We start from the raw sequence: 18628 nt of genomic DNA on the forward strand, positions 1-18628 counted from the left end.
GGGTGACCGTCACCCCCACGCCCACGTCGCGCCTGCTGCGCAACGCGGCGCTCGTGTTTGCCGGCGGCACGGTCGGCGCGGGCCTGCGCTTCGCCCTCACGAGCCTCGTGCCGCTCGACGCGGTGTGGACGACGCTCGTGATCAACCTCGTCGGGGCATTCGCGCTCGGCGTGCTCACCCCGATCGCGCTGCGCCCCGGCACCGAGCAACTGCGCCTGCTGCTCGGCAGCGGCCTGCTCGGGGGCTTCACCACATACTCGTCGTTCGCGTTCGACGTGAGCACGCTCGCCGCATACGGCGAGTTGACCTGGATCGTCGTCGCCATGACGTCGCTTTTCGGTGGCTTCGCCCTCTCGGCGCTTGGCTGGAGGCTCGGCGATGCCTGAGTTCACGCCCCTGTTGCTGCTCGGCGTCGCGCTCGCCGGCGNGCCTCGGCGCGGCCGCGCGCTACGTCACCGACACCCTGCTACGCGAGCGGCGCGAGTGGACGGCGCCCGCCGCGACGTTCCTCATCAACGCCACGGGCTCGTTTCTGCTCGGCCTGTTCACGGGGCTCGTGACCGACGGTACCTGGCATGCGCTGCTCGGCGCCGGTTTTTGCGGTGGCTTCACCACCTTCTCGACCGCGATGCTCGACGCCGTGCGGCTCTGGCGCGAGCAGCGTCGGGGCCGCGCCGCCGTGTTCCTGTTCGGGCAGTTCATCGTCTGCGCCGTGTTCGCGCTCGCCGGCGCGCTGCNTGTTCGTGACGCCGCCGTCGACCTAGCTCTCGAGTCGGTCGATCGCATCCTCGCCGATCACGAGGGCCTCGTCGAGCACGTCGGCCGGGTCCATGCCCGGGCCGTAGCCGAGGAACGCGACGCGGTCGTCGCGGCGTGACCAGCCGCCCGCGATCTTCGGCGTGCCGCCCGCATCGCGCAGCCCGAGCGGGGCGAGGTGGCGCAGCGACTCGCGGCCGCCCGTGGCCCAGATGATCGCGTCGACCTCGACCTCGGCACCGTCGACGAAACGCACGCCCCCGGGCAGCAGCCGCTCGAGGGGACCCGCGGAGTTCAACGTGCCACGGCGGCGCGCGTCAAAGATCTCGCGGGTCAGCGGAATGCCGCGCACTGCGACGTCGCTTGGCATGCGCTTGCCGCGCTCAATCATGCGGCGCACCTTCGAGAGGTTCGCGTCGGTGAGCTCCCTCACGGTGAGGGTGCGGCTCGGCAGGATGCCGAAGCTTGGCCGCTCGTGAAAGTCGGGGTCGCGCCGGGTCGACCAGAGCGTGTGCGCACCCCGGCGCTCGAGCTCGAGCAGCACCGAGACCGCTCCACGGCCGCCGCCGACGACGAGCACACGCTGCCCGCGGAACTGGCCGAAGTGGTCGATGCGATACGCGTGCAACTGCGTGCCCCGGTACTCGAGCTGCCCCGGGTACCAGGGCACGAACGGGTTCGACCAGCTGCCGGTCGCGTTAATGACGATGCGCGTCGACATCTCGATTTCGCCGCCCACCGGGCCCTGATAGAACACGCGCAGGTCGTCGCGGCGCGGCTTCGAGCGCACCTGGTGCACGCGCATCCCGTGCGCGACGAAAAGCCCGTACGCATCTTCGTAGCGCCGCCACGCCGAGCCGACCGCCTCGTGCACCCGCCGCGCGGGGTCGAGGTCGCGAAAGCCGAGGCCGAGGTCGGCCTGTCCGGCGAGGTCAATCAACTCGCCGAACTGCAGGGCGCGCCCAATCGTCAGCGAGTTCCAGGCGTGCTGCCAGGTCGAGCCGGGCTGCGGCTGCGCATCCAACACGACGAAATCGCGCAGGGCCTCCAGGCCGAGCGCGCGCAGCGAATAGGCGGCCGTGAGTCCTGCCGCGCCCGCACCGATCACCGTGATATCGATGCTGCGGGAGGCTGGCACGCGGGCTCCTGAAGTGAAGAGGGACGCTTAGTGCAAAGGATACGGAACGGGCGCTGCAAACTCGGCGTCCTCACCGTGCGTGGTAAAGTTGCCCCACAATATTTATGTATGTCATTCCGTGCTGCGTCGGTACATCCGACCAGCACGATAGCTATTAGGGGGGTTACGCATGGGGCGTGGCCGTCAGAAGGCAAAGCACACCAAGGTCGCTCGGGAGCTGAAGTACAACATCCCCGAGACCGACTACGAGTCGTTGCAGCGCGAACTCCAGGGCAACCACGACGAGCCGGTGGTGACTTCGAGCGACGAGTCTGAAGAAGACGAGCTCTCGAAGTGGGCTGAGTACATCGACGACGATGGCGAGTACGAGGCCGGGGACGACCTCGACCAGCGTCGCCGCGCGTAGCGCACTTCCCGTATGGAAAACCTGCAGGCCCCGGGGATCGCGATGTCGATCATCCTGGGGCTCATGCTTGTCGTCGGTAACTTCACCGCGCTCGCCGCGATCCGCCTCGCGATCTCGGGGCGCATCCTGCCCGGCACCCTCGGCGGCATCCGCACGAACGCGACCCGCGCCTCCGACGAAGCCTGGCACGCGGCGCACGAGGCGGCATGGCCGTGGGCGCTCGTGTGCAACGGGCTCGGCATGGTCGCCGGCATTGCGACGATGGTGCTCGGCAACACCGTGCTGCCGTTTCTCGTGGCGGGCGGCACGGCAGTGATCTGCACCGCGATCGGCGCGCTCGGCCAGATCGTCATCGGCCACCGCGCCGCGCAGCGCACGCTCGAGCGTTAGTTCGCGTAGCCGCCGACGAGCTGCACCGCGCCGCCGTCGACGCCCTTCGCACCCTGCTCAAAGCCGGCAAGGTCGCGCTCGCCGATCGTGACCTCACCCGCGATCCAGGCCTCGTGGCCCTCTTCGCGCACGGCGTCGATGACCGCGTCGGCGCGTGCGGCGTCGACGATGGCAAACATGCCGATGCCGAGGTTCCAGGTGCCCTCAACCGACTCGAGCGAGGCCCCAGCGAGCTCGGTGAGTACACGGAAGACCGGCAGCGGCGACCAGCGCGAGCGCTCGAGCTGCGCCCAGCTGCCGCGGGGCAGCACGCGCGCGAGGTTCGCGGCGATGCCGCCGCCGGTGACGTGCGAGAACGCGTGAATCGCGCCGTCGAGCTCGGGCCGGCGCAGCACGCGCACGAGCTCGCCGGTGTAGAGGCGGGTGGGTTCGAGCAGGGCCTCGCCCCAGGTCGTGCCGAGCTCGTCGGAGTGCGCGCGCAGGTCGACGCCGTGGTCGGCGATGAGGCGGCGCACGAGCGAGTAGCCGTTCGCGTGCAGGCCGGATGCGCCGATCGCGATAATCACGTCGCCGTCGGTCACGCGCTCGGCACCGAGCACGCGGTCGGCCTCGACCACGCCGGTCGCGGCGCCCGCGACGTCGTACTCGTCGTCGCCGAGCAGGCCCGGGTGTTCGGCGGTCTCGCCGCCGGTGAGGGCGGTGCCGGTCGCGGCGCAGGCGCGCGCGATGCCCTCAACGATGTTCGCGATGCGCTCGGGCACGACCTTGCCGCAGGCGATGTAGTCGGTCATGAACAGGGGCTCGGCGCCGACCACGATGATGTCGTCGACGACCATGCCGACGAGGTCTTGGCCGATGGTGTCGTGCTTGTCGATGGCCTGCGCGAGCGCGACCTTCGTGCCCACACCATCCGTCGAGGTCGCGAGCAGCGGCCGCTGGAACTTGGTGAGGCGCGACGCGTCGAAGAGCCCCGCGAAGCCGCCAAAGCCGCCGAGCACCTCGGGGCCATGGGTGGCCTGCACGGCCTGTTTCATGAGTTCAACGGCGCGGTCGCCCGCGCGCGTGTCGACACCGGACGCCGAGTACAGCTCATCGCTCATGCGCTCAAGCCTAGGCGACGAGGCGGCCCCGCAACGTCTCGAGCTCCGCGTCGCTCAGGCCGGCATCGCGGAGGGTGGCCCACGCATCAAAGCCGTCGAGCTGTTCGGCGACGGCCGACTCGATCGTGAAGCCGTTGCGCTCGAGCGCCGCGTCGATGAGGTGCGACTGGTCGGGGAAGTCCATGCGCTCGAAGAACGGCGTGAGCGCGGCGGTCGAGATGCGGTAGTCGGCGGCGATCGCCTCGGGCTCGACGTCGGCGAGGGCGAGCAGCGTGAACGCGACGAGGCCGGTGCGGTCGCGGCCGATCGCGCAGTGGAACAGCACGCCGCCCGGCGCCTGGGCCATCGCCCGCAGCACCGCGACAACCCGCTCGGGCTGCTCCCGCAGCACCGGCGTGAAGAAGCGGGGCGAACCCAGCCGGCCCTCTTCGCGCATCCGCTGCCAAAACGCGTGGTCGCGCGTGTTGTCGAGCGGCACGCGCACGCCGAACACGCCCTCGGGCAGCTCGGCCTCGGGAGTCGGCGGCACGCGGTAGGCGTTCGCCCGCTCTTCATCGGCGTTGCGCGGCTCGACGTGCGTCTCGAAATCATTGCGCAGGTCGAAGACGGTGCGGATGCCCGCATCGGCCATCTGCCCCAGGCCGGCCTCGGTGACGTAGCGCAGGTCGGCCGAGCGAACGTAGCCGCCGTGGGCTGTCGTGCCGCCGCCGCGGGTCGGCAGCCCGCCGAGGTCGCGCGCGTTGTAGAAGCCGTCCCAGCCGAGAAGTCGTTCGCTCATAGCTCCATGCTCGCCCATGTGAATGTCGTGGACGCTGCGCGAGGGGCGCAGAAAGTGGGATGATGGAAGTCGCCTTGTTTCGCTGCCAGTCAGGAGCGCCCCATACCGTGTGCGGCATCGTCGGTCATGTCTCGACCAACCTCGTCAACCAGCAAATCTACGACTCGCTCCTGCTGCTGCAGCACCGCGGCCAGGACTCGACCGGGATCGCGACCGCCGAGGGCAGCACGCTGCACCAGGTCAAGCTGAAGGGCCAGGTGCGCGAGGGCTACCGCACTCGCGACATGCGCAACCTGCTCGGCAACGTCGGCCTCGGCCACGTGCGCTACGCCACCTCAGGCTCGGCGAAGAGCGAAGACGAGGTGCAGCCGTTCTACGTGAACGCGCCATACGGCCTGGTGCTCGTGCACAACGGCAACCTCACGAACACCCGCGAGCTCACCGATGAGCTCTTCAACATCGACCGCCGGCACCTCAACTCGCCGAGCGACACCGAGATCCTGCTCAACGTGCTCGCGAACGCGCTGCAGGAGCAGATTTCGGGCGCCGACCTCACGCCCGACGAGCTCTTCGATGCGGTCGCGAACGTGCACCAGCGCGTCGAGGGCTCGTACGCCGCAATCACGCTCATTGCCGGCCACGGGATGCTCGCGTTCCGCGACCCGTTCGGCATCCGCCCCCTCGTGCTCGGCCGTCGCCTCGACGAGGTCGGCCGCGNAGGAGTGGGTCGTTGCCTCCGAGAGCCTCGTGCTCGACTCGGGCGGCTACGAGCTCGTGCGCGACATCGAGCCCGGCGAGGCCGTGTTCATCACGAACGCCGGCCGCATGTACTCGCGCCAGTGCTCGACGTCGACGCAGCTGTCGCCGTGCTCGTTCGAGTACGTCTACCTCGCGCGCCCCGACTCGACGATGTCGGGCATCTCGGTCTACGACACCCGCCTGCGCATGGGCGAGAAGCTCGCCCACAAGGTCGAGCGCGAGCTCGGCGTCGATGAGATCGATGTCGTCATGCCGATTCCCGACTCGGCTCGCCCCGCCGCGATGCAGCTCGCCGAGACCCTCGGTATCCCGTACCGCGAGGGCTTCTACAAGAACCGCTACGTCGGCCGCACGTTCATCATGCCGGGCCAGAAGGCCCGCAAGAAGTCGGTGCGCCAGAAGCTCAACGCACTGCCGAGCGAGTTCGAGGGCAAGAACGTGCTGCTCGTCGACGACTCGATCGTGCGCGGCACGACCTCGAAGGAGATCGTCGAGATGGCCCGCTGGGCCGGCGCGAAGAAGGTCTTCTTCGCCTCCGCGGCCCCGCCCGTGCGCTACCCGCACGTCTACGGCATCAACATGCCGACGCGCGGCGAACTCGTCGCCTCGGCCCGCACGGTCGAAGAGGTCTGCTCGGTCATCGGCGCCGACGCGCTGATCTACCAGGACGTCGACGACCTGTTCGACGCCATCACCCAGGGCTCCGACGTAACGAGCCTCGACATGTCGTGCTTCACCGGCGAGTACGTGACCGGCACAGTCACGCCCGAGTACCTCGCCTGGCTCGAGACCTCACAGACCTCGTAGCCAGCGCTTCGGCCGCCGCTCAGGCACCTCCGCAAAACCCTTGCGTTATATAACGCAGAAGTTTTAGACTGGACGTGATGTGGAGCGTAGACATCGAGTTGATTGAAGACTGGCTGACCGCACTGGACGACCGAACATACGAACAACTCGTCGCCGCCTTCGAGTTGCTCGCTGAGCAGGGCCCCAACTTGGGTCGCCCACTCGTCGACACCGTGTCGGGCTCCCGTCATCGAAACATGAAGGAGCTGCGACCAGGTTCGAGCGGGCGCTCAGAACTGCGAGTCCTGTTCGCGTTTGATCCCGAGCGGAAAGCAATCGTGCTGGTCGCCGGCGACAAGGATGGCAACTGGAAAAAGTGGTACTCGAAGAACATTCCGTTGGCAGATGACCGCTTCGACGGTCATCTTGAGCGGCTGAGGAGGAAATAATGGCCAAGAGTCTCGATGAACTACTGCAGAAGCGCCCCGTCGACCGCGCGCGCGTGGACGCACATAAGAAGCGAATGCTGGACGAGGTTCGTGCCCACCGACTCAAGGAACTCCGCCAGGCATCTGAACTCACTCAGGTTCAGTTGGCCGAGCGACTTCAGATGAGCCAGAACCGCGTTTCGATGATTGAGAGAGGCGACATCGAGCGAGCAAAGGTCGACACGTTGCGCCGCTACGTCGAAGCGGTCGGCGGAGAGCTCCGCATCGAGGTTGAGCTCGGCGACGAGCGCATCCAAATCGCCTAACTCGAGGCCGAGGCCGCCGCTACTGCTCGCGGGTCAGCGTGATCTTGCGAGTGCGGCGGCCGATGACGAAGTCGACGATGGCGGCGATGCCGACGACGATGATCGTCGTGAGCGCCGTGACGAAGACGAGCAGGAAGCCGAGCACCTGGCCGCGCGAGAACTCCTCGTGCTCGGGGAACACGTAGGTGAACACGAACGCGAGGATCACGCCGAGGCCCAAGCCGAGCGCGATCCAGCCGCGCATGTTCACGCCGCGGCGCACCTTCGTGGTGACGGCGGTGGGGCCCCGCTCGTCGACCTCGGCACCCTCGGCGACCTCGAGCTCGACGTACTCCGCCTCGGGCTCCAAGTAGTCGAGCTCGGCGGGAGCACCGGATTCTGCAGGCGCTGCGGGCTCGGCGTCGGGGGTTTGGGGGTCAGACATGGCTTCTATTCTCTCACTCACCGACCGAACAGCGGCAGCGCGGCCGACACGTCGGCGCGAACGCCGGATGCGCGCACCGCGGGGCCCGCGTCGGCCCACGCGAGCACGCCGGTCGCGAGNGCGAGCCAAGTCTGCGCATCCGTCTCAATCACGTTCGGGGGCGTGCCACGCGTGTGGCCCGGGCCGGGCATGCACTGCACCGCGCCGAACGGCGGCACGCGCACCTCGACGGCGTGGCCGGGCGCGCGCTCGGCGAGCAGCTGCAGCGTGTAGCGCACTGCGGTCGCGAGCTCGGCGCGCGTGAGCGTCTCGCCGGCGTCGCGCGCCGCCCGCCAGGCGGCGATCGCGGCGTTGCCGTCGGGGTCGGAAATCGTTGCACGAGCCATGCCTCCATTGTCGCAACCACGACATCCGGGCTGCTGGCCGGTACCCTGGAGCAGTGAAGATTCTGGTACTCGGCTCGGGTGCTCGCGAACACGCCCTCGTGGCGTCGCTCGCCCGCGAAAACGCCCACGAAATCGTCGTCGCTCCCGGCAATGTCGGAATGGAGGCGCTGGCAGAGCGCATCCGCATCGATCAGACGAACCCTGAACTCATCGCTGACTTCGTGAAGAACGAGCAGGTTGAGCTCGTCGTGATCGGCCCCGAGGCGCCGCTCGTCGCGGGTGTCGCGGATGCGGTGCGCGAGCTGGGCGTGCCGGTGTTCGGCCCATCGAAGGCCGCGGCCGCGCTCGAGGGCTCGAAGTCGTTCGCGAAAGACATCATGCAGCGCGCCGGCGTGCCCACGGGCCGCGCGGTGAAGCACAGCGAGCTCAGCGAGGTCATCGCGACGCTCGACGAATACGGCGCCCCCTACGTGATCAAGGCCGACGGCCTCGCCTCGGGCAAGGGCGTCATCGTCACCGAAGACCGCGGCGACGCGATCAGCCACGCCGACCATTGGCTCACGCACGGCCCCGTGCTCATCGAGGAGTTCCTCGACGGCAGCGAGGTCTCGCTGTTCTGCTTCAGCGACGGCGAGACGGTGCGCGCGCTGCCGCCGGCACAGGACTTCAAGCGCCTCTTCAACAACGATGCCGGCCCGAACACGGGCGGCATGGGCGCGTACACGCCCGTGCCGTTCCTCAACGACCAGTTCGGTGGCGAGCGCGACTTCATGCAACTCGTGGTCGACCAGGTGGCGCAGCCGGTCGTCGACGTCATGCGCGCCGACGGCGTGCCGTTCCAGGGCCTGCTCTACTGCGGCCTCATCGTGACGGCCGCGGGCATCCGCGTCATCGAGTTCAACGCGCGCTTCGGCGACCCCGAGACGCAAGTCGTGCTGCAGCGCCTCGCCGAGCCGCTCACGCCCCTGCTCTACGAGTCGGCGAACGGCACGCTCGGCAGCCACGCCCGCGAGCTCGAGCTCAACGACGCGTCGGCGGTCACCGTCGTGCTCGCTTCGGAGGGCTACCCCGACAAGGTGCGCTCGGGCCGCGAGATCACCGGCATCGCCGACGCCGAGGCGACAGGTGCGCAGGTGTTCCACGCCGCGACCGGCGTCGCCGACGAGGCGATCATCGCCACGGGCGGCCGCGTACTCAACGTGGTCGCAACCGCCGAGACGATTCAGCAGGCCCGTCGCGGCGCCTACGCGGCGCTTGGGCTCATCCGCCTCGAGGGCGGCCAGTTCCGCACCGACATCGCCCAGAACGGCGCCGCGCTGCAGGACAGCCAGCTCGCCCGCACCGGCGCGATCTCGCTGAGCGAGGCGCGCGATGTCGCGGCGACGACCGACTCGCTCGCGGTTCAGGCGGCCGAGCAACTGCCGACGCCCGCGGCGGCACTCGCCGAGCCCGAAGCATCCGACGAGCTTGCCGGCTGGCGCCACATCTACTCGGGCAAGGTGCGCGAGGTCTACGAGTCGGAGTCCGACGCCGAGGTGCTCCTCGTCGTCGCGAGCAACCGCGTCTCGGCCTTCGACCACCTGCTCGAGCCCGAGATTCCGGGCAAGGGCCGCATGCTCACCGAGCTGAGCCGCTGGTGGTTCTCGCAGCTTCCGGCCCCGAACCACCTCCGCGAGCCCGAGGGCTGGGGTGCGCAGCTCGACCCCGAGCTCGCCGCGCGCTCGATGCGGGTCGCGAAGCTACAGATGTTCCCGATTGAGTGCGTCGTGCGCGGCTACCTCACGGGCTCGGGCCTCGCCGAATACTGCGAGACCGGCAGCGTGTGCGGCGTGCCGCTGCCCGCTGGCCTTGAAGACGGCGACCGGCTGCCCGCCCCGATCTACACCCCCGCCTACAAGGCGCCGCAGGGCGAGCACGACGAGAACATCAGCTACGCTCGCACCGTCGAACTCGTCGGCGAGCAGCACGCCGCGCAGCTGCGCGAGCTCTCGCTGCGCCTCTACACCGCGGGCTCGACCATCGCCGCCGAGCAGGGCCTCGTGCTCGCCGACACGAAGTTCGAGTTCGGCCTCGACTCGGCCGGCCACGTCACGCTCGCCGACGAAGCGCTCACCTCCGACTCCTCGCGCTACTGGGACAAGCGTCGCTACAGCGACGAGTCGCGCCCGCTGCCCGAGCGTCTCGCCTCGTTCGACAAGCAGATTGTGCGCAACTGGCTGCGCGAGAACTGGAACGGCGAGGGTACTCCCCCGCAACTGCCGAACGAGATCGTCGAGCAGACCGCGGCGAAGTACCGCGAGCTCATCGACCGGCTGACCGCCGAGCCGGCCGACTAGCTCGCCGGCAAGCTAGCTTTCACGTTCGGCGCGGCGCCAGCGCTCGCGCAGGCGGGCGCGAATCGTGTCGTCCTCCTGCTGCGCCTCAAGCTCGGGCAGCGACTCGTTCCAGGCCTTGATGAGCGCCCAAGCGACGGCGGTCAGCGGCACGGCGATGAGCGTGCCCATGATGCCGCCGAGCACGGTGCCGGTGGTCAGGGCGATCAGCACGACGAGCTCGTGCAGCTTGAGTGACTTGCCGAGCACGACCGGCTGCAGCAGGTTGCCCTCGAGCTGGTTGACGAGCACGACGATGCCGGCGACGACGAGCGCCGGCACGAAGCCGTTCGTCACGAGCGTCACGAGCGCCGCGATGATGCCCGCGAGCGTCGCGCCGACGACCGGGATGAACGCGCAGATGAACACGACGAGCGCGAGCGGCAGCCACAGCGGCACGCCGAGGAACACCATGCCGAGGCCGATGAAGACGGCGTCGACGAGCGCGACGATCACGGTGCCGCGCACGTAGCCGCCCATGACGCCGACCGCGCGGGCGCCCATGAGTTCGGCGCGACGGTGCTGGTTCGTCGGCAGCGGGCGCACGATGAAGCCCCAGATCGACGGGCCATCCTTGAGGAAGAAGAACAGGATCACGACGAACAGCACGGCCGCCATCGCGAAGTTACCGAAGGCCGACAGGCCAGAGGCGAGGCCGCTGCCGACCGCGCCGAAGTTGATGTTCGACAGCAGCGACTGGATAGTCGCCCAGAGGTCGTCGAGGCGAGTGTCGTCGAGCGCGAACTGCGGGAATTGGTTGTTCCACCACGACACGAGCTGGTTGAAGCCCTCGGCGGTGGTCGACACGAGGTTGTCCCACTGGTCCATCACCTGCATCACGACGATCCAGATGAGACCGCCGAACACGACAACGACGAGCAGGAGCACGACGACGGTCGAGAGCACGCGCGGCCAGCGGTAGCGGCTGAGTGCCGAGATCACCGGCTCAAACGCCGAGGCGATGATGAGCGCGAGCAGAATCGGCACGACGACGATGGCCACGTGCAGCAGGCCGAAGATGAGGATGGCGAAGGCGGCGAGGATCAGCAGGCCCTGCAGCGAGCGGGTCGCGACGACGCCGACGCTGTCGGTCCAGAGCTGCGCCGGACGGCGCGGGCTCACGAGGCGACCCTGGCGTTCCTGCTCCTGCGCCTTTGCCCGCAGCTGCGCATCCAGCTCGCGATCTTCGAGCGCGGAATCAGCTAGGGGCACCCCCGCAGCATCGGTCTCCGGCTTCCGTAGACGTCCAAACATGCTTGCCTCCACTAATTCGAACGCCATTCTTGCGCAGGCCGCCTGTACGGCGGCGCGCCACGAGTAGGATTGGGCGAAGATCCCCCAAACGTTGCAAGGAGATTCGATGCCCAAGATCGTCGTGCAGGTCATGCCGAAGCAGGAGCTGCTGGACCCAGCGGGCAAGGCCGTGCAGCGGTCGCTCGCCGCCGGCGGCCGCGAGCACTTCACGGATGTACGTATCGGCAAGCGCTTCGAGATCGTCACCGACCGCGAGGTCACGCCGGAGCTCATGGACGAGGTCGCGCAGATCGCCGACGACCTGCTCTCGAACGGCGTCATCGAAGACGTGATCTCGATTGAGGTCGCGAGCGACGAGGAGCTCTCGTAGTGCGCGTCGGCATCATCACCTTCCCGGGCTCGCTCGACGACCGTGACGCCGCGCGCGCGGTTGAGATCAGTGGCGGCGAGCCCGTCATGCTCTGGCACGGCGACCACGACCTGCAGGGTGTCGACGCCGTGATTCTGCCCGGCGGCTTTAGCTATGGCGACTACCTGCGCTGCGGCGCGATCGCCTCGCACTCGGCGATCATGCGCGAGGTAAAGGATGCCGCGGCCAAGGGCCTGCCCGTGCTCGGCATCTGCAACGGCTTCCAGATGCTCATGGAGGCGCACCTGCTGCCCGGCGGCCTGATCCGCAACGACCACGGCCGCTTCATCTGCCGCGACCAGGGACTGCGCGTCGAGAACATCGACACCCCGTGGACCCGCGGCTACGAGCAGAACGAAGAGATCGTCATTCCGCTCAAGAACGGCGAGGGCTCGTTCATCGCCGACGACGAGACGCTGCGCCGCATCGAAGGCGAGGGCCAGGTCGCATTCCGCTACCTCGGCGTCAACCCGAACGGCTCGATGAACGACATCGCTGGCCTGCGCAACGAGGCCGGCAATGTGGTGGGCCTCATGCCGCACCCCGAGCACGCGGTTGAGCCGGGCTACGGCCCCGACATTGCCGAGCGGATGCGCTCGGGCATCGACGGCCGCGGCATGTTCATGGGCCTCGTGCGCGAACTCGTCGGCTAGCGCCCTCCGAGGCTAGAGCCAGCCGCGGCGGGCGGCGAGCACGCCCGCCTGGAATCGGCTGTCGGCGCCGAGAATCTCGAACAACTGCGAGATGTGGCGCCGGCACGTGCGCACGCTCATCTGCAGGCGGCTCGCGAGGGCCTCGTCGGTCATGCCGATCGAGAGCCCCTCGAGAATGGCCTGCTGCGTCGCCGACAGCTTCACCGCGTCGGCCGACTCAGCCTCGTCGGGGCAGATCTCGAACGGCGTCGCATAATCCCACACCGTGTCGAACAGGCGCGCGAACACCATCGCGACGTCGGGGTCGCGGATGACGAGCGCGGCCGGGTCGTTCTTCTCCCGGTGCCGCGAGACGATCGCCTTGTTGCGGTCAAACACGAGCAGCCGCACCGGCAGCGACGGTACGGTGCGGAACTCGGCGCCGAGCTCGCCAAGCCGTTCGACCGAGCGCCGCGTCGGCACGTGGTCACGCCGGCGGTCATGCATCAGGGTGCGGCGCGAAATGCCCGCCTCGAGTAGCTCGGCGTCTTTGAGGTCGGACTCCTCTTGCAGCTCGACGGTCGAGCCGCGGCCGGGCTGCACGATGAGCACCTCCCTCGTGACGCGGCGTCAGGTGAAGGTCTCGGCGTCCTCGTAGGCGGGTGTGATGAGGCGGCGGTCGGCGAGCTCTCGCCAGGCCTCCTCGGTCTCGGTCATGCGCAGTGCGAGCGATACTGACGCCTGTTGCACGGTGGCGTCGGCCTGCGAGCTCACGTATTCGTAGAGCGTCGTGGCGTGCTTGCTCAGCATCCACGCCCCCTTCATTCGCCGCTGGTGTCGTGGCCGTAGTAGCCATTCGCCCCAGCGAGGCGGTCACCGACGGCGAGCGATACAAGCGAAGTCACGAGTCCCGGCGTCGCCGGCCGTTTGCGCACGAAGGTGACGACGACGTAGACCGTCGCGGCAACACCGACCAGCAGGCTGAGGTACGTAAGCGGAGGCACCTGGCCCGTGACGATCGCGCTAGTTGGCGCCGTCGCGAAAGCGAGGACACCGATGATGCCGACGGTGAGCTGGAGGGTTCGGTTCTGGGTGGTCATGCGAGCTCCTGTTCTCGAGGTGGTTCGAGGTTCGCCCGGCGGCGGGGTGGCCAACAAGATCAGCTTCGAGCCGTGTCCGGATGCTGCAACGGGGTGCGATCTGGCACCCCCGCATCCCTTGCAATCACTGGGAAGTCAGCCGTTTGGATGAGCGAAAATTTCTCGTGGCAGGTAGTTCGCGTGGCAGCTTCGTGCAGCCAGATTTCGGCCGTTTTTGGTCGCGAAACGTCGGGGTGACATCATTCATTCGTCGAGAAAGAGGGAGACATGGTGGAGCAGCCGGAGCGCAGCAACAGGTCGCACTGGGCGAAGCCGAACGAGCGGCAGGAAGAGCCGGTCAGCGATGTCCTCCCCGTCGTGCCGACGACGACGATGCTGCTCACCACGGCGATCCCCGCCGCCGAACGCCGGCGCCTGCGCGCAGCCGGCAAGCGCGTACCGAAAGACCTCTTCGCGTTTCTCACGAAGCTCGACGCCCGGCTCGTGGTCGTGCTCGGCTCGCTCGCGGTCGGCATGGGCCCGCTGCTCACGAAGATGTCGGGCGAGAATGCGGCGACGACGATCTTCTTCCGCTTTAGCATCGCGCTCATTCCGCTCGCGATCTTCGCGGTGCTCGAGTGGCGCCTCAACGGCCGGATGCGCTGGAAGGGCATAGCGATGCACCTGCTCGCGGGCGTGTTCTTTGGCCTCGACGTGGGCCTGTTCATCCCGGGCGTCTACCTCGCCGGCGCGNGCATCGCCACCGTCGCGGGCAACCTGCAGGTCATCATCGTGCCGCTCATGGCGATGCTGTTCTTCCGCGAGCGCATGGCGCGCCCGTTCGTCATCGCGATTCCGTTCATGCTCGCCGGCGTCGTGCTGCTCAGCGGTGCGCTCGAGCAGGGCTCGTTCTCGGGCGAGGTGTTCTTCGGCGTCATGCTCGCGGTCGCTGGCGGCTTCGCGTATGCGGGCTACGTCATGGTGATCGCGCGGGCGCGCCCGACCGGCCACGCGTGCACGCAGGTGTTCCTGTCGACGACGGCGGCGATGGTCGTCGGCACGCTCGTCGCGGCNCGTTCGGTGCGCCGAACTTCACGCCGCCGCTCGATCACCTGCTCGTGCTCATTGCCCTCGCACTGCTCGCGCAGGTGGTCGGCTGGATCGCGACGTCGAGCGCACTCCCCCGCGTCGACGGCACGACCGGCCCGATGCTGCTGCTCATCCAGCCGCTCGTCGCGGTCGTCGGCGGCGTCGTGTTCCTCGCCGAGCAGATCACGGTGCTGCAGTGGCTCGGCATCGCGATCGTCATCGCGGCGATCGGCTTCACGACGGTCGCGAACGCGCGGCGGGCTGCCGCGAATCGATAGGCTAGACGGGTGCATCCCGCTCGCCTGCTTCGCGTCACCTCGATCATCGAGGCGTGCACGTGGGCACTGCTCATCGCGTCGATGCTCATCCGCACGCTCGGCGACGCAGAGCTCGGCGGCACGCTCATCTCGTGGGCGGGCTCGCTGCACGGCACGGCGTTTCTCGCGTATGGCTTCGCGGTGATCGTCGCGTGGGTGCACGCGCGCTGGCCGTTCCGCGTCGCGCTGCTCGGCGGGCTCGCGGCGCTGCCGCCGTTCTGCACGCTGCTGTTCGATTGGTACGTGCACCGCAAGGGCCACGTGCCGCCGTCGGTGCGCGACGAAGGCGAGGGCGCGGATGCGCGCGGCCTCGTGCGCTGGACCGCGACGCATCCCTTCACCCTCGCCTGCAGCACGCTCGCAGTGTTCGCGTTCGTGCTGACGTCGTCGCTGTCGGCTTAGCGCCTCTCATCGCCCTCTCATAGTTGCCTCACGCCCGGCTCATGACCGGGCGAAACAGTGTTGGGTATGCACACCCACCACGGGCGCCGCGCGAACGTCGTCGGCGCCGGCCCAAACGGGCTCACTGCGGCCGCCGTGCTCGCGAAAGCGGGCTGGCAGGTCGACATCTACGAGCGCGCCGACCGCCCCGGCGGCGCGGCCGCCACCACCTCGGCGCTCGGGCCCGGCACGCTCGTCGATCTCGGCGCCGCCGCGCATCCCTTCGGCGTCGCGAGCCGCGCGTTCCGCGAGCTCGAGCTCACGAACTACGGCCTCGAGTGGCAGCACTCGGGGCTCGCGCTCGCGCATCCGCTCCCCGGCGGCGACGCGGGGCTGCTCCACCACCAGCTCGGCTGGACGGCCGAAGACCTCGGCGCCGACGCGGCCGCCTGGCGCCGCCTCCACCGCCCCGCGACCGACGACATCGACGCGCTGCTCAACGAGGTGCTCCAACCGCTCGCGCACCTGCCCCGTCACCCGGTGCAGCTCGCGCGCTTCGCGCCGGCAGCGCTCGCACCTGCGTCGACGATTGCCCGCCGCGCTCTCACGACGCCGGCCGCCCGGGCGCTGTTTCTCGGCTCGGCCGCACACGCCTTCGCCCCGTTGCAGCAGCCGCTCACGGGCGCGTTCGGCGTGCTCTTCGGGGCGCTCGGCATGACGCATGGCTGGCCGGTCGCGGCCGGCGGCAGCCAGGCGATTACGGATGCGCTGCTCGCGGTCNCGCGCGCCCACGGCGCCCGCCTGCACCTCGACCACGAGGTCACCGACTTGCGCGAGCTGCCGCCCGCCGACGCGACGGTGCTCGCGCTCACCCCACGCCAGATCGCGCGGCTCGGCGGCGCGTCCGAGCTCCCCCGCGGCCTGCGGCGGTGGCGGCACGGCGCGAGCGCGTTCAAGGTCGACTACCTGCTGCGCGAGCCGATTCCGTGGACGAACCCGCGCGTCGCCGAGGCCACGACGGTGCACGTCGTCGGCACCGCCGAAGAGCTGCTGCTCGCCGAACGCGAGGTGGCGCGCGACCGCCTGCCCGAGCATCCGTTCGTGCTGCTCACGCAGCAGCAGGCGGCCGACCGCGTGCGCGCCCCGGGCGACTCGGTCGTCGTGTCGGGCTACGCGCACGTGCCGCACGGCTACGCCGAGTGGCGCGAGGACGAGGTCGTCGACCGCATCGAGCGCCAGCTCGAGCGCTTCGCGCCGGGATTCCGCGACACCGTCGTGTTCCGCCGCACCACCTCGCCCGAGCAGCTCGAGGCGTGGAACCCGAACCTCGTCGGCGGCGACATCGCCGGCGGCGCGATGACCGGCACGCAGCTGCTGCGCCGCTTCGGCGTCGGGCCGAACCCCTACCGGCTCGCGCCCGGCACCTACCTCGCCTCCGCTTCCGCCCCGCCCGGCGCCGGCGTGCACGGCATGCCGGGCTACTGGGCCGCAAAGACCCTTATCGCCGACACCCGAGAGAAGTGAGCCACCCGTGAAATCGCCCGTCACCGCCCGAGATGCCCTGCCGCTGCTCGGCTACGCCGCCCTCGCCGGCGTACTGCTCGCCCCGCTGGGCCACTACCGCGGCACCCGCGCCGAGGTCGACCGGGCGAAGGTCGAGGAGGATTCGTTTCCGCTGTCGACCTACCCGATGTTCTCGGCCGACCGCCGCGGCCGGCTCTACCTGCCCCATGTCGTCGCCTTCACGGCGGCGGGCGAGCGGCGCATCCCCCACTACCGCCACTACGGGGCCGGCGGGCTGAATCAGGTGCGCAAGCAGATCGCCCGCGCGGTGCGCGCCGGCCAGGCCGCGAGCGTCGCGCAGCAGTACGCCGACTCGCTCGCCGTCGCGGGCGAGCGCGAGCTCGTGCGCGTCGAGGTCGTGCGCGCCCGCTTCGTGTTCGACCGCTACTTCGCCGGCCGCACCGCGCCGAGCTCCGAGGTGGTGCACGCCGAGTGTGCCGTCGGCGGCACGGCCGTGCGCTGCCGCGTCACCCGCAAGTCCACCGCAGTCATCGACCCCAACCAGGAGCCACTGTGATGCCCATCGTTCGTGCCATGACGCGCACGCTTCGCCCCACTACCCACGCCGTCCGGCCCGCGCTGCTGCGGCTCGGCGTCGGCGCCTTCTCGGCGGTGCACAATCTGCGTCGCCGCGCGATGTTCCGCACGCTGCACCGGCAGGGCGAGGATCGCTGGGCTCCCGTCGACGCCGCCCAGCTCGTGAACCTCGCCGCGACCGCGGGGCTCGCCCACCGCGTCACCGGCCCACTCAATGCCGCGCTGCAGCTGTGGACCATCACCTACCGCAACTCGTGGGGCATGGTCTTTCACAACGACAACACGCTCACGATGCACCAGATGGCGCTTGGGCTCGGGCGCAGCGCCGACGCGCTCTCGGTGGATGCCCTGGTCACGCAGCGCACCCTGCTGCCGAACCGCGTGAGCCGGCACTATGGCGGCATCGCGACCGTCATGAACCTCGCGACCTGCGCCGTCTATCTCATCTCGGGCGTCGCGAAGGTGCGCAGCCCGCAGGGGTGGGCTTGGGCGAGCGGCGACACCCTGCGCGAGCAGATCGCGGCCGACGCGATTCGCAAGGAGTCGTTCGGCGGGGTGCCGCCGAAGTTCGCGGGCGAAATGTATCGCAGCAAGGGGCAGTTCGGCTTGCTCGCGATCGGCGCCCTCGTCATCGAACTCGGCGCGCCGCTCTCGCTCGTCGACCGCCGGCTCGGCGCGCTGTTTAGCGCCGGCGCCTGGGGCATGCACGTCGGAATTCGCATGATCATGGGCATCAAATTCAGCTACAACACCTCCGGCGTCGCCTACCTGCCCTACCTCACGAACATCCCCGCACTCAGCCCGCGCTAGCGCATGAGAACGCTCTCACGTGCATCCCATTTGCACATCATGCGCGAGCGATTCACTCGGAATGAATCGGCAGACACCGCCGGTCCCCTCGCTCGAAAGGCCGCCATCATGACCACCTCCGCCACCGCCCCGGCACCCATCACCGCGAGCGCTCGGCAGCCGCTGCCGGCGCGCATCCAGCCCGCCTACACCACCCGCTTCGTCGGCGCCGCCGTCGAGGCGAACCGCGACGCCTTNCACCTCGTCTCGGGCGCCGAGGTGCACCCGCAGGCCGGCGACGTTGTCGTCGCCCGCGTCACGAAGATCGGCAATCACAAGCGCATCGAGACGCCCGAGTCGCGCAAGGCGATCCTGTTCGGCGACCACATCGTCATGGTCGCCTACGGCAACCGCTACGCCGCCGACCAGTTCCTCGCCCACGTGCCCGCCGACCTCGGCCCTTGCCACCTCGTCGCCGCCGGCGGCATCGCGGGCGCGGTCGAGACCCAGCACGACCGCATCGGTGCGC

General features: G+C 69.3%; 23 protein-coding genes and 1 pseudogene. 15 read left to right on the plus strand and 9 right to left on the minus strand.

Features of this window, described 5'->3' with window-relative positions; translation table 11 throughout:
* The first annotated feature begins 2 nt into the window (after positions 1-2).
* Together ID132_RS13660 and ID132_RS13665 are read left to right on the plus strand one after the other, a co-directional pair.
* Positions 3-386 carry a fluoride efflux transporter FluC gene (locus ID132_RS13660; protein ID WP_193128018.1) on the plus strand — a complete coding sequence of 128 codons (384 nt, stop codon included), beginning with the start codon at positions 3-5 and terminating at the stop codon, positions 384-386.
* 77 nt (positions 387-463) lie between these two features.
* Complete coding sequence (locus tag ID132_RS13665; protein WP_235988323.1) at positions 464-877, plus strand: fluoride efflux transporter FluC; 414 nt, start codon at positions 464-466, stop codon at positions 875-877.
* On the opposite strand, the gene ID132_RS05065 is transcribed toward ID132_RS13665, so the two are convergent.
* Positions 761-1894 carry an NAD(P)-binding domain-containing protein gene (locus tag ID132_RS05065; RefSeq protein WP_193128019.1) on the minus strand — a complete coding sequence of 378 codons (1134 nt, stop codon included), beginning with the start codon at positions 1892-1894 and terminating at the stop codon, positions 761-763. The two genes, ID132_RS13665 and ID132_RS05065, sit on opposite strands and share 117 nt — an antisense overlap.
* A 169-nt stretch (positions 1895-2063) precedes the next feature.
* Between ID132_RS05065 and ID132_RS05070 the strand changes: the two genes are divergently transcribed.
* A complete protein-coding gene (locus ID132_RS05070) occupies positions 2064-2300 on the plus strand; it encodes a DUF3073 domain-containing protein (protein WP_125107590.1) in 237 nt (78 codons plus the stop codon).
* A 12-nt stretch (positions 2301-2312) separates the two neighbouring features.
* Positions 2313-2690: an SdpI family protein gene (locus tag ID132_RS05075; protein WP_125107589.1), complete on the plus strand. Its 378-nt coding sequence runs from the start codon at positions 2313-2315 to the stop codon at positions 2688-2690.
* Here the strand turns inward: ID132_RS05075 and purM are convergent.
* Together purM and ID132_RS05085 are read right to left on the minus strand one after the other, a co-directional pair.
* Positions 2687-3790, minus strand: a complete 1104-nt coding sequence (purM, locus tag ID132_RS05080) for a phosphoribosylformylglycinamidine cyclo-ligase (RefSeq protein WP_193128020.1) — start codon at positions 3788-3790, stop codon at positions 2687-2689. The two genes, ID132_RS05075 and purM, sit on opposite strands and share 4 nt — an antisense overlap.
* A gap of 10 nt (positions 3791-3800) precedes the next feature.
* On the minus strand, positions 3801-4568 hold the full coding sequence (locus ID132_RS05085; RefSeq protein WP_193128021.1) for a tyrosine-protein phosphatase: 768 nt from the start codon (positions 4566-4568) through the stop codon (positions 3801-3803).
* 107 nt (positions 4569-4675) lie between these two features.
* On the opposite strand from ID132_RS05085, the pseudogene purF reads away from it, so the two are divergent.
* From purF to ID132_RS05100, 3 genes and pseudogenes are all read left to right on the plus strand, one after another.
* Positions 4676-6134, plus strand: a pseudogene (gene purF, locus ID132_RS05090) (amidophosphoribosyltransferase).
* Between the two features lie 77 nt (positions 6135-6211).
* Entirely contained in the window at positions 6212-6562 is a 351-nt protein-coding gene (locus ID132_RS05095) for a type II toxin-antitoxin system RelE/ParE family toxin (protein ID WP_125107585.1), read from the plus strand.
* Positions 6562-6867: a helix-turn-helix domain-containing protein gene (locus ID132_RS05100; RefSeq protein WP_125107584.1), complete on the plus strand. Its 306-nt coding sequence runs from the start codon at positions 6562-6564 to the stop codon at positions 6865-6867. The genes ID132_RS05095 and ID132_RS05100 overlap by 1 nt, the downstream gene beginning before the upstream one ends.
* Before the next feature lie 19 nt (positions 6868-6886).
* On the opposite strand, the gene ID132_RS05105 is transcribed toward ID132_RS05100, so the two are convergent.
* Entirely contained in the window at positions 6887-7291 is a 405-nt protein-coding gene (locus tag ID132_RS05105) for a hypothetical protein (RefSeq protein ID WP_125107583.1), read from the minus strand.
* 17 nt (positions 7292-7308) lie between these two features.
* On the minus strand, positions 7309-7677 hold the full coding sequence (locus ID132_RS05110) for a sterol carrier family protein (RefSeq protein WP_125107582.1): 369 nt from the start codon (positions 7675-7677) through the stop codon (positions 7309-7311).
* A gap of 53 nt (positions 7678-7730) precedes the next feature.
* On the opposite strand from ID132_RS05110, the gene purD reads away from it, so the two are divergent.
* Positions 7731-10013: a phosphoribosylamine--glycine ligase gene (purD, locus tag ID132_RS05115; RefSeq protein WP_193128022.1), complete on the plus strand. Its 2283-nt coding sequence runs from the start codon at positions 7731-7733 to the stop codon at positions 10011-10013.
* Between the two features lie 12 nt (positions 10014-10025).
* Here the strand turns inward: purD and ID132_RS05120 are convergent, their stop codons facing one another.
* Entirely contained in the window at positions 10026-11261 is a 1236-nt protein-coding gene (locus ID132_RS05120) for an AI-2E family transporter (protein ID WP_241209203.1), read from the minus strand.
* A 148-nt stretch (positions 11262-11409) separates the two neighbouring features.
* On the opposite strand from ID132_RS05120, the gene purS reads away from it, so the two are divergent.
* Both purS and purQ read left to right on the plus strand, forming a co-directional pair.
* Positions 11410-11673 carry a phosphoribosylformylglycinamidine synthase subunit PurS gene (gene purS / locus ID132_RS05125; RefSeq protein ID WP_125107579.1) on the plus strand — a complete coding sequence of 88 codons (264 nt, stop codon included), beginning with the start codon at positions 11410-11412 and terminating at the stop codon, positions 11671-11673.
* Positions 11673-12365: a phosphoribosylformylglycinamidine synthase subunit PurQ gene (gene purQ / locus ID132_RS05130; protein WP_125107578.1), complete on the plus strand. Its 693-nt coding sequence runs from the start codon at positions 11673-11675 to the stop codon at positions 12363-12365. The genes purS and purQ overlap by 1 nt, the downstream gene beginning before the upstream one ends.
* A 12-nt stretch (positions 12366-12377) precedes the next feature.
* Here the strand turns inward: purQ and ID132_RS14705 are convergent, their stop codons facing one another.
* Genes ID132_RS14705 through ID132_RS05145 form a run of 3 tightly spaced genes read right to left on the minus strand, consistent with a single transcriptional unit; the run spans position 12378 to position 13444 of the window.
* A complete protein-coding gene (locus tag ID132_RS14705) occupies positions 12378-12956 on the minus strand; it encodes a helix-turn-helix transcriptional regulator (protein WP_125107577.1) in 579 nt (192 codons plus the stop codon).
* Positions 12957-12974: 18 nt separating this feature from the next.
* Positions 12975-13154: a hypothetical protein gene (locus tag ID132_RS05140; protein ID WP_125107576.1), complete on the minus strand. Its 180-nt coding sequence runs from the start codon at positions 13152-13154 to the stop codon at positions 12975-12977.
* An 11-nt stretch (positions 13155-13165) separates the two neighbouring features.
* Positions 13166-13444, minus strand: coding sequence for a hypothetical protein (locus tag ID132_RS05145; protein ID WP_193128023.1), 279 nt, complete (start codon positions 13442-13444; stop codon positions 13166-13168).
* Positions 13445-14436: 992 nt separating this feature from the next.
* Here ID132_RS05145 and ID132_RS14710 point away from each other — a divergent pair.
* The 5 genes from ID132_RS14710 (at position 14437) to ID132_RS05175 (ending at position 18120) form a co-directional block, all read left to right on the plus strand.
* Entirely contained in the window at positions 14437-14790 is a 354-nt protein-coding gene (locus ID132_RS14710; protein ID WP_193128024.1) for an EamA family transporter, read from the plus strand.
* Positions 14791-14799: 9 nt separating this feature from the next.
* Entirely contained in the window at positions 14800-15231 is a 432-nt protein-coding gene (locus tag ID132_RS05160) for a DUF3817 domain-containing protein (RefSeq protein ID WP_125107573.1), read from the plus strand.
* Positions 15232-15297: 66 nt separating this feature from the next.
* The gene (locus tag ID132_RS05165; RefSeq protein WP_193128025.1) at positions 15298-16734 is read left to right on the plus strand and encodes a phytoene desaturase family protein; all 1437 of its coding nucleotides are present in this window, start codon (positions 15298-15300) and stop codon (positions 16732-16734) included.
* 7 nt (positions 16735-16741) lie between these two features.
* Positions 16742-17290: a hypothetical protein gene (locus ID132_RS05170; protein ID WP_193128026.1), complete on the plus strand. Its 549-nt coding sequence runs from the start codon at positions 16742-16744 to the stop codon at positions 17288-17290.
* Positions 17290-18120: a hypothetical protein gene (locus ID132_RS05175; RefSeq protein WP_193128027.1), complete on the plus strand. Its 831-nt coding sequence runs from the start codon at positions 17290-17292 to the stop codon at positions 18118-18120. Before ID132_RS05170 ends, ID132_RS05175 begins: the two co-directional genes overlap by 1 nt.
* Positions 18121-18628: the final 508 nt, after the last annotated feature.

The sequence above is a fragment of the Gulosibacter sediminis genome, from assembly GCF_014904065.1.
In the GTDB taxonomy this organism is placed as follows: domain Bacteria; phylum Actinomycetota; class Actinomycetes; order Actinomycetales; family Microbacteriaceae; genus Gulosibacter; species Gulosibacter sediminis.

Coding starts and splice junctions, on each gene's coding strand:
- ID132_RS05070 (WP_125107590.1), top strand. CDS start 2,064: ATGGGGCGTGGCCGTCAGAAGGCAAAGCACACCAAGGTCGCTCGGGAG.
- ID132_RS05075 (WP_125107589.1), top strand. CDS start 2,313: ATGGAAAACCTGCAGGCCCCGGGGATCGCGATGTCGATCATCCTGGGG.
- purM (WP_193128020.1), bottom strand. CDS start 3,790: ATGAGCGATGAGCTGTACTCGGCGTCCGGTGTCGACACGCGCGCGGGC.
- ID132_RS05085 (WP_193128021.1), bottom strand. CDS start 4,568: ATGAGCGAACGACTTCTCGGCTGGGACGGCTTCTACAACGCGCGCGAC.
- ID132_RS05095 (WP_125107585.1), top strand. CDS start 6,212: ATGTGGAGCGTAGACATCGAGTTGATTGAAGACTGGCTGACCGCACTG.
- ID132_RS05100 (WP_125107584.1), top strand. CDS start 6,562: ATGGCCAAGAGTCTCGATGAACTACTGCAGAAGCGCCCCGTCGACCGC.
- ID132_RS05105 (WP_125107583.1), bottom strand. CDS start 7,291: ATGTCTGACCCCCAAACCCCCGACGCCGAGCCCGCAGCGCCTGCAGAA.
- purS (WP_125107579.1), top strand. CDS start 11,410: ATGCCCAAGATCGTCGTGCAGGTCATGCCGAAGCAGGAGCTGCTGGAC.
- ID132_RS05140 (WP_125107576.1), bottom strand. CDS start 13,154: ATGCTGAGCAAGCACGCCACGACGCTCTACGAATACGTGAGCTCGCAG.
- ID132_RS05145 (WP_193128023.1), bottom strand. CDS start 13,444: ATGACCACCCAGAACCGAACCCTCCAGCTCACCGTCGGCATCATCGGT.
- ID132_RS05175 (WP_193128027.1), top strand. CDS start 17,290: ATGCCCATCGTTCGTGCCATGACGCGCACGCTTCGCCCCACTACCCAC.